Source organism: Micromonospora maritima (assembly GCF_902825405.1).
Lineage (GTDB): Bacteria > Actinomycetota > Actinomycetes > Mycobacteriales > Micromonosporaceae > Micromonospora > Micromonospora maritima.
Window position 1 is genome coordinate 1 of record NZ_CADEAU010000213.1, and the last position, 8,952, is coordinate 8,952.

Annotated in this window: 11 protein-coding genes; 10 read left to right on the forward strand and 1 reads right to left on the reverse strand. The window is 74.5% G+C overall.

Going from position 1 to position 8,952, the window contains the following annotated elements; all coding sequences use genetic code 11:
* Positions 1-757, reverse strand: a 757-nt coding sequence (locus HUW36_RS18830) for a class I SAM-dependent methyltransferase (RefSeq protein WP_174529374.1), incomplete at its 3' end; no start/stop codon positions are given.
* Between the two features lie 190 nt (positions 758-947).
* Here HUW36_RS18830 and HUW36_RS18835 point away from each other — a divergent pair.
* The 10 genes from HUW36_RS18835 to HUW36_RS18880 all read left to right on the forward strand — a co-directional run.
* Positions 948-3,224, forward strand: a complete 2,277-nt coding sequence (locus tag HUW36_RS18835; protein WP_174529375.1) for an FAD-dependent oxidoreductase — start codon at positions 948-950, stop codon at positions 3,222-3,224.
* On the forward strand, positions 3,221-3,541 hold the full coding sequence (locus tag HUW36_RS18840) for a putative quinol monooxygenase (protein ID WP_174529376.1): 321 nt from the start codon (positions 3,221-3,223) through the stop codon (positions 3,539-3,541). Before HUW36_RS18835 ends, HUW36_RS18840 begins: the two co-directional genes overlap by 4 nt.
* A complete protein-coding gene (locus tag HUW36_RS18845; RefSeq protein WP_174529377.1) occupies positions 3,538-4,767 on the forward strand; it encodes a cytochrome P450 family protein in 1,230 nt (409 codons plus the stop codon). The genes HUW36_RS18840 and HUW36_RS18845 overlap by 4 nt, the downstream gene beginning before the upstream one ends.
* A 29-nt stretch (positions 4,768-4,796) precedes the next feature.
* Positions 4,797-5,462 (forward strand): TcmI family type II polyketide cyclase, encoded by a 666-nt coding sequence (locus HUW36_RS18850; RefSeq protein ID WP_174529378.1) that lies wholly within the window; start codon positions 4,797-4,799, stop codon positions 5,460-5,462.
* Positions 5,463-5,563: 101 nt separating this feature from the next.
* Positions 5,564-5,947: a DUF1622 domain-containing protein gene (locus HUW36_RS18855; protein ID WP_174529379.1), complete on the forward strand. Its 384-nt coding sequence runs from the start codon at positions 5,564-5,566 to the stop codon at positions 5,945-5,947.
* Between the two features lie 21 nt (positions 5,948-5,968).
* Complete coding sequence (locus HUW36_RS18860; RefSeq protein ID WP_174529380.1) at positions 5,969-6,454, forward strand: macro domain-containing protein; 486 nt, start codon at positions 5,969-5,971, stop codon at positions 6,452-6,454.
* Positions 6,455-6,575: 121 nt separating this feature from the next.
* The gene (locus tag HUW36_RS18865; RefSeq protein ID WP_174529381.1) at positions 6,576-6,977 is read left to right on the forward strand and encodes a TOBE domain-containing protein; all 402 of its coding nucleotides are present in this window, start codon (positions 6,576-6,578) and stop codon (positions 6,975-6,977) included.
* On the forward strand, positions 6,974-7,765 hold the full coding sequence (modA, locus tag HUW36_RS18870; RefSeq protein ID WP_174529382.1) for a molybdate ABC transporter substrate-binding protein: 792 nt from the start codon (positions 6,974-6,976) through the stop codon (positions 7,763-7,765). Before HUW36_RS18865 ends, modA begins: the two co-directional genes overlap by 4 nt.
* Positions 7,762-8,559, forward strand: a complete 798-nt coding sequence (locus tag HUW36_RS18875) for an ABC transporter permease (RefSeq protein WP_174529383.1) — start codon at positions 7,762-7,764, stop codon at positions 8,557-8,559. Before modA ends, HUW36_RS18875 begins: the two co-directional genes overlap by 4 nt.
* The coding region (locus HUW36_RS18880) for an ATP-binding cassette domain-containing protein (protein ID WP_246248219.1) at positions 8,556-8,952 on the forward strand (397 nt) is incomplete at its 3' end. The genes HUW36_RS18875 and HUW36_RS18880, both read left to right, overlap by 4 nt.

An 8,952-nucleotide genomic window follows, 5' to 3' on the forward strand; every position in this document is an offset into this window, starting at 1 on the left:
AGCGCAGCGCGGCCACGGCCGCGTCGGCGCCACCCCGCCAGAGCACGCCGGCCTCGGTGAAGCCGGCCGCGCGCAGCGCGTCGAGATGCCACGCCGCGGGCGGGTTCCACTCCGGGCTGTGCCCGGTCGGATAGATCTGCCGCCGCTTCTCCACCAGCGGCCCGAGCGTCGGGTCGTCGGCCGCCTGCGCCCACCACCCCGCCCAGGACAGCGCCGCCCCGGCCCGGTGCCGGGCGTGCCGCTGCTCCCGGGCCCGCTCGCCGAGCCGCGCGGTCAGCGTCGGCAGCGCGTCGTCGGGCATGTGGTCGGCGTTGACGAACACGCCGCCCGGGCGCAGCACGTCCCGGATCTCGCGGTACAGCTCGGCCAGGCGCGGCCCGTCGAGCCAGTGCAGGGCGGTGGCGGTGAGCACCGCGTCGTAGTCCCGGTGGGGCAGGGCGGCGGCCCAGTCGGAGTGGTTGAGGTCGGCGGTGACCACGGTGGCCCGGCCGGCCAGGGCCGCCTCGGCGAGGGTGAGCAGCACCGGGTCGAGGTCGAGCAGGGTGACCTCGGCGTCGGGCCGGCGGGCCAACGCGCGCAGGCTGATCGAACCGGTGCCGCCGGCCAGGTCGAGCACGCGCGGCGTCCGGTCACCGGCGACCGCGTCGACGGCGTCGAGCATCGCGGCGAAGCGGTGCTCCCGGTCCGGCATGAACGCCTCTTGCTGCCGGTCCCAGCTCTCCTGCCAGGCGCGCGCATCCACATCGTAAGGAGTCATGCCGCTGACGATAGTTACTGAGGCGATGCCTGTCGAGGCTTGTTGCCAGTCTTTTGCAACAAGCTCGGAGCGGTCCCGCGTCCCGGCGGCGTCACCGGCGCGGGACGCCGCGGCATGCGGCGGTGACGAACGGGTGACGCGACCTCCGGCAGGGTCGCGGCACGAGGTCCGGACGGTTCGAGGGGGCGGCATGATCAGGACGATGCTCCGGCTGCGCGCGCGTCCGGGGTGCGAGCCCGCGGTCGGACCGGCCTGGGAGACCGTGGCCGGACAGGTCGGCGCGCTCACCGGCAGCCTCCGGCACGAGCTGCTGCGCGACGCCCTGGACCCCTACGGCTTCGTCGTGGTCACCGAGTGGACCGACGAGGCGGCGCTGCGCGCGTACCGGCAGGGGCCCGTGGCGGCACGCCTGACCGACCTGCTCCGGCCGCTGACCGAGCCGGCCGACCCGCCCGACTACCCGCCGATGCGGGAGGGCGGCGACGGCGACGGTCCGGTCTACGTGGACGTCGAGCTGACCGTGCCACGGGACCGGCTCGCCGAGTTCCACCGGGGCTACCCGGAGGTGGTACGGCGGATGGCGGCGATCCCCGGCTACCGGCGTGAGCAGCTGCTCCGCGAGCCCGGCTCCGACACGCACCACATCTTCGCGGAGTGGGACGGCGCCGCGCCGTTCCTGGACTGGATCGGCGACCCGGCGCACGCCTCGGCGCAGGCCGGACCGATCGCACCGTTCCTTCTCGACATCCGGCGCCGCCTGTTCCACGTCGCACCCGACGGGGCCGGCCGCCACTCGACCACGGGCAGGGAGGCCGACGTGCAGCAGACAACGGACGTACTGGTCGTCGGGGCGGGGCCCACCGGGCTCACCGCCGCCGTCGAACTGGCCCGGCGCGGCATCGACTGCCGGGTCATCGACAAGCAGCTCACGCCACCCGGCCACGCGGACAAGGCGATAGGTGTGCACTGCCGCACCATGGAGATCTGGGAGGAGCAGGGCGTCGTCCGGGAGGCCATGGACGCCGGCATCTGGCTCACCGGCAACATGGTCTTCGTCAACGGCGAGCAGACCCACCGGATGAGCTGGGAGCTGCCCGGCCTGCCGTACGACCACCTCGGCCTGCCGCAGTACGAGACCGAGCGGATCCTCACCGCCCGGCTGGCCGCGCTCGGGGTGCGCCCGCAGCGCGGCGCCGAACTCGTCGACTTCACCCAGGACGCCGACGGCGTGACCGCCACCGTCCGCACCGCCGACGGCGGCACCGAGACGGTACGCGCGGCGTACCTGGTCGGCGCCGACGGCGCGCACAGCCGGGTACGGGAGCGGCTCGGGCTCACCTTCACCGGCGGGCTCGGCCGGTTCCCGCAGCTGTTCATGCTGGTGGACGTCGACGTGAACTGGGACATGCCGGACGGGCACCTGCTGCGGTTCCTGCACATGACCGACGGGCAGATGGACGGGATGCTGGTCTGCGTACCGCTGCGCGGCGCGCACCGCTACCGCATCGCCACCCTCGCCCCGCCCCGGTTCTTCGCCCAGACCGGCGGGCGGGACGCCCCGCCCGGGTTCAGCGAGGAACTCGACGAGCCGACCATCGCCGACGTGCAGGCCGCGCTGGACCGCCTCGCGCCGCCCGGCACCCGGGCGAGCAACCTGCGCTGGTCGTCGGTGTTCCGGATCAGCCACGGCATCGTCGACCGCTACCGCGACGGCCGGGTCTTCGTCGCCGGGGACGCCGCCCACCTGCACCCGCCCGCCGGCGGCCAGGGCATGAACACCGGCATCCAGGACACCTGGAACCTGGCCTGGAAGCTGGCCCTGGCGGTACGCGGGCTGGCCGCGCCCGGCCTGCTGGACAGCTACGAGACCGAGCGGCGCCCGGAGGGCGAGGAGATCGTCGGCCGGGCGGTACGGATGGCCGGCACCGAGGAGGTGGACCGCGCCGACCTGGAACGGCAGTTCCTCCAGGAGATGTCCATGCTGCTCAGCTACGCCGGCAGTCCGCTGGTCGGGGAGACCGTCGCCGACCCGGCCGCGCTCGGTGACGCGCCCCGCCCCGGCGACATCGCGCCCGACGTGGACGGGTTGCGCCGGCGCGGGGTCGGCCACCCGCTGCGGTTGCGGGACCTCACCCGGGGCACCCGGCACACGCTCCTGCTCTACGCCGACGCCACGGCCGACCCGGCGCAGCTGGCCGGGTTCACCGACCTGTGCGCCGACGCGCGTCGCCTCGCCGGCGGCGAACTCGACGCGTACCTGCTGCTCGACCCGGAGGCCGACGAGCCGCGCCTGGCCGACCCGCCGGTGGTGCGCGACGCCGACCGCCGGTTCCGGGCCGGGTACGGGCTGACGGGCACCGGGCTCTACCTGATCCGCCCGGACGGGCACGTCGGGTTCCGGGGCGCGCCCGTCGACCCGGACGCGCTGCGCAAGCACCTGCACCTGATCTTCGGGAGCGCGCGGTGAGCCGGGTGCGCACGGTGCTGGCGATGCGGACCCGCCAGGGGTGCGAGGAACAGTTCGAGGCGGCGTGGCTCACCGTCGCCCAGGAGATCCGGTCCCTGGACGGCTGCCTGCACCAGGACCTGGTCCGCGACGCCGACGACCCGCGCAGCTATCTGGTCATCAGCGACTGGGCGGACCGGGAGCGGCTGGACGCGTTCGGCCGCAGCGCGCACCGGGACCGCCTGCTGACCATCATCCGCGAGCTGCGCGAGTCCGCGCAGCGCCACACCTACCAGGTGCTGCACAGCGTGGCCGGCGAGCCGGGGGAGGGGCGATGACCGACGACGACAAGGTACCGGCCGCCGAGTTGTACACCGAGGCGTTCGCGGCCGACCCGTACCCCACGTTCGCCCGGCTGCGGAACGAACGGCCGGTCTGCCCGGTCGGCTCGCCGCGGTTCGACTCGTGGCTGATCACCCGCTTCGACGACGCGCGCGCCGCGCTGACCGACCCGCGACTGTCCAAGGACCTGTACGGGCCGGACCAGCACTACCTGCGGATCTTCGGCCCGAACTCGGAGGGGTTGAACCGCAACATGCTCAACTCCGACCCGCCCGAGCACACCCGGCTGCGCCGGGTCGTGTCGCAGGCGTTCGCGCCCCGGCGGATCGAGGCGTTGCGTCCCCGGGTGGCGGTGATCGTCGACCAGCTCATCGACAAGATCGTCCCGCAGGGCGAGTCGGACCTGATGCACGACTTCGCCATCCCGCTGCCGATGACCGTCATCTGCGAGCTGCTCGGCGTGCCGCCCGCCGACCACGGACGGGTGCTCGACTGGACCCAGGTCATCCGCACCTCCGGCTCGACCAGCCGGCCGCCGGCGGAGGAACGCGCGGCGGTCCAGGAGGCGCAGCTACGGCTGCACCACTACCTGGCCGACCTGGTCCGGGCCAAACGCGGCGACCCGGCCGACGACATCATCGGCGCGCTGATCCGGGCGGTCGACCAGGACGGGACGCTGACCGAGGCGGAACTGGTCACCACCACGTTCCTGCTGCTGTTCGCCGGGCACCAGACCACCGCCGACTTCCTCGGCAACGCCGTACTGGCCCTGCTCACCCACCCCGAGCAGCTCGAACTGCTGCGCGCCACACCGCGCCTGCTGCCGGCGGCGATCGAGGAACTGCTCCGGTTCGACGGCCCGCTGCCGGTGGCCAGCCCGCGCATCACCACCGAGGACGTCGACTACCAGGGGGTACGCATCCCGCGCGGGTCGATCGTCGGGGTGGCGATCAACGCCGCGAACCACGACCCCGGCCACTTCGCCGACCCCGACCGGCTCGACGTGCGCCGGGTCCGGGGACCCCACCTCGGCTTCGGCCACGGCGTGCACTACTGCCTGGGCGTCTCGCTGGCCCGGATGGAGGCGGAACTCGCGCTGTCCGCGCTGCTGCGCCGGCTGCCCGGGCTGCGGCTCGGCGTCCCGCTCGCCGAGGTGCGCCGGCTGCCGGCCGCCTCGCCGTTCCGCGGCCTGCTGGAACTACCGGTCACCTTCACCGTCTAGCCCGTCCCACCCGTCTTCGAGGAGCAGTCATGGTCTTCCGGAACGTGATCGTCTGCCACATGGTCCCCGGCAGCGAGCAGATCGTCGGCGACGTCTTCGGCCACTACGACCAGGTCACCCGGCCGCAGGACCTGGGCGTCATCGGCCGGTACCTGCTGTCGCACCACGACCTCTACCTCCACGTGATCGAGCGGGAGCAGGACCCGCGGATCTCCGGGCAGACCCGCGGGCTGCCCGCGTTCCAGAAGATCGCCGAGGCGATCGGCCCGTACGTGACCCCGTACCCGCGCTACTGGAAGAACCCGTCGGACTCGGTGGCCAAGGAGTTCTACCACTGGGCGCCCGAGGGCGAGCCGCCGGCGGACACCACGCTCACCGTGATCGTCGGGCGGATCAAGCCCGGCGCCGAGCCGGACGTGGCCCGGGTCTTCGGCGAGTCCGACGCCGGCTCGCTCCCGACCGACCTGGGCGTGACCGGGCGCTGGCTCTACTCGATCGACGACGTCTACGTGCACCTGCTGGAGCAGGAGTCCGCGGCTGCCGAGGCGACCCGGGACCAGCACGGGGACGCCCCGTCGTTCGGCAAGGTGATGCAGGACCTCGGCCCGTACATCGAGCCGTACCGCCCGGACCGGTGGCACGGCCCGCAGGACTCGGTGGCCACGGTCTTCTACCGCTGGCAGGCCCAGGACTGAACCACCCGCGCGCTCCCGCCACCGGGTGGCGGGAGCGCCGAATCCCCCTGCCGGTCGCGGCCCGTGCGTCAGGCTGGACCCGAGGGGTACGGGGGTGTCGGGTGCCGACCAAGGAGATCATCCAGCACGTCGGCGCACTGCTGGACCTGGCCGGGGTGCTGGTCATCGCGGTCGGCGTGGCGGTCGCCACGGTGGTCTTCGCGGTGCGCTGCGGGCGCACCCGGCAGGTGGTGGCGAACTACCGGGCGTACCGGCAGGGGGTCGGACGGGCGATCCTGCTCGGCCTGGAGTTCCTGGTCGGCGGCGACATCATCCGCACGGTCGCGGTGTCGCCCACCTTCACCAGCGTCGGCGTGCTGGCGCTGATCGTGCTGGTCCGGACGTTCCTCAGCTTCTCGCTCGAGGTCGAGCTGGACGGCCGCTGGCCCTGGCAGGGCCGCCCGCCGGTGAGCCGACCGGGCGTGGGCGCGCGGCCGCAACGCTGAGCGTCGTACCGCCCGGGCAGGATGGTCACCGTGCGAGCGCTGCGGATCATCCAGGGGGACGCGACCAGCCCGCAGGCGAAGGGTCCCAAGGTGATCGCCCACGTCTGCAACGACCTGGGCGGCTGGGGCAAGGGCTTCGTGCTGGCGATCTCCCGGCGCTGGCCCGAACCGGAGCGTGACTACCGCGACTGGCACCGGCACCGGGCCGGCAACGACTTCGGCCTCGGCGCCACCCGCCTGGTGCGGGTCGCGCCGGACCTGTGGGTGGCCAACATGGTCGGCCAGCGCGGCATGCGACGCGGCAGCGGCGGGCCGCCGATCCGCTACGACGCGGTGGAACGCTGTCTGGCGGCTCTGGCCGACCACGCCGAGGAACTAAGCGCGTCGGTGCACATGCCGCGCATCGGGTGCGGGCTGGCCGGCGGCTCGTGGCAGCGGATCGAGCCGTTGGTGCTGCGCACGCTGTGCGCCCGCGACATCGCGGTGACCGTCTACGACCGGTCCTGAACCGCGTCCGGCCGACCGCGCTCGAACGGGCAGGTGCGCCGTAGCCACCGCTTCGCTCCTCGTGCATGCCAGGGCCGGAGCCCCTTCACCGTCGCACCTGCGTGCCGGTAGGGTGGCCGGCGTGACGGTGTTCCGGATCGGCGAGGCGGCCGAACTGCTCGGCGTCAGCGCGGACACGGTCCGACGTTGGATCGACGCCGGCCGGCTGCCGGCCACCCGCGACGAGCACGGCCACCGGGTGCTCGTCGGCGCCGACCTGGCCGCGTTCGTCCGCGCCCCGGGCCACCCCGAGCTCACCTCGGCCCGCAACCGGCTGCGCGGCATCGTCACCGCCGTCGTCAAGGACACCGTGATGGCCCAGGTCGACATCCAGGCCGGGCCGTTCCGGGTGGTGTCGCTGATGAGCCGCGAGGCCGTCGACGACCTCGACCTCCAGGTCGGATCCGTCGCCGTGGCCGTGATCAAGTCGACCACCGTGGTGGTGGAACGCGCCCCCGCGCCCAAGGGAAGGACCAACCCGTGACCGCACGGCGGCTCCGCGCCACCCTCGCCGGCGCGCTCGCGGCGGCGCTCGTGCTCGCCGGCTGCGGCGGCGGGACGGACGACCCGGCGGCCGGGCGGAACGGCGGCGGCCCGGTGACCGTGTTCGCCGCCGCCTCGCTCACCGAGTCCTTCACCCGGCTCGGTGAGGACTTCGAGGCCGCCCACCCGGGCACCACCGTCACGTTCAACTTCGCCGGCAGCTCGGCGCTGGCCACCCAGATCACCCAGGGTGCGCCGGCCGACGTGTTCGCGGCGGCGTCCCCGGCGACCATGCAGACGGTCACCGACGCCGGCGACGCGGCCGGCACCCCGTCCGTCCTGGTCCGCAACCAGCTCGTCGTCGCCGTGCCGAAGGGCAACCCGGGCCGGATCGCCGGCCTGGCCGACCTCGTCCGGCCCGGCGTGAAGGTGGCGCTCTGCGCCGAGCAGGTGCCGTGTGGCGCGGCGGCCCGGACCGCGCTGGACGCCGCCGGCGTCCGGCTCACCCCGGTCACGCTGGAGCAGGACGTCAAGGGCGCGCTGGCCAAGCTGCGCCTCGGCGAGGTCGACGCCGCGCTGGTCTACCGCACCGACGTCCGCGCCGCCGCCGCCGACCTGGCCGCGGTCGAGTTCCCCGAGTCCGCGCGGGCGGTCAACGACTACCCGATCGTGGTGCTGCGCGGCGGCGGCAACCCCGACGGCGCCCGCGCCTTCGTCGACTTCGTCCGCTCCGACGCGGGGCTGGCCGTGCTCACCGCCGCCGGGTTCCAGGCCCCGTCCGGGTCGTGACGCCTGTGGCACGCCGGCAACGGGTCCCGGTCGCCCTGCTCGTGCCCGCCGGGCTGGGCCTGCTCTTCCTCGTCCTGCCGCTGGTCGGCCTGCTGGTCCGGGCGCCCTGGACCACGCTGCCCCGGCGGCTCACCGAACCGGGCGTGCTCACCGCGCTCCGGTTGTCCCTGGAGACCGCCAGCGCCGCCACCCTGCTCTGCGTCGCGCTCGGCGTACCCCTGGCCTGGCTCCTGGCCCGGGTGCGGTTCCCCGGGCGGCGGCTGGTCCGCGCGCTGGTCACGGTGCCGCTGGTGTTGCCGCCGGTGGTCGGCGGCGTGGCGCTGCTGCTGGTCTTCGGCCGGCGCGGGCTGCTCGGGTCGTGGCTGGACGACGCGTTCGGGGTGACGTTGCCGTTCACCACCGCCGGTGTGGTGCTGGCCGAGGCGTTCGTGGCCATGCCGTTTCTGGTCATCGCCGTGGAGGGGGCGCTGCGGGCCGCCGACCCCCGGTACGAGGAGGCCGCGGCCACGCTCGGCGCCGGCCGCTGGACCACCTTCACCCGGGTCACCCTCCCGCTGGTCGCCCCCGGCGTGGCGGCCGGCGCGGTGCTCTGCTGGGCCCGCGCGCTCGGCGAGTTCGGCGCCACCATCACGTTCGCCGGCAACTATCCCGGCCGCACCCAGACCATGCCGCTCGCCGTCTACCTGGCCCTGGAGACCGACCCGCAGGCCGCCATCGTGCTCAGCCTCATCCTGCTCGTCGTCTCCGTGGCCATCCTCGCCGGCCTGCGCGACCGCTGGGTCGGCACCTCATGAGCGGTCCGGTCCTGCTCGACGCGCACCTGGTCGCCGACCGGGACACGTTCGGACTGGACGTCCGGCTGCGCATCGCCGCCGGGGAGGTGGTGGCGCTGCTCGGCCCGAACGGCGCCGGCAAGACCACGGCGTTGCGGGTGCTGGCCGGGCTGCACCCCCTCGCCGCCGGGCACCTCACGCTCGACGGCGTCGACCTGGACCGACCCGACCGGCGGGCGTGGACGCCGCCGGAGCGGCGGCCGGTCGGCGTGGTGTTCCAGGACTACCTGCTCTTCCCACACCTGAGCGCGCTGGACAACGTGGCGTTCGGGCCCCGCCGCCGGGGTGCCGACCGGCGTGCCGCCCGCGCCCGCGCGCAGGGCTGGCTGGACCGGGTCGGCCTCGGCGAGCAGG

Bases quoted from the DNA above. Each gene is read 5' to 3' on its own strand.
- HUW36_RS18835 (WP_174529375.1), top strand. From the start codon at position 948: ATGATCAGGACGATGCTCCGGCTGCGCGCGCGTCCGGGGTGCGAGCCC.
- HUW36_RS18845 (WP_174529377.1), top strand. From the start codon at position 3,538: ATGACCGACGACGACAAGGTACCGGCCGCCGAGTTGTACACCGAGGCG.
- HUW36_RS18850 (WP_174529378.1), top strand. From the start codon at position 4,797: ATGGTCTTCCGGAACGTGATCGTCTGCCACATGGTCCCCGGCAGCGAG.
- HUW36_RS18860 (WP_174529380.1), top strand. From the start codon at position 5,969: ATGGTCACCGTGCGAGCGCTGCGGATCATCCAGGGGGACGCGACCAGC.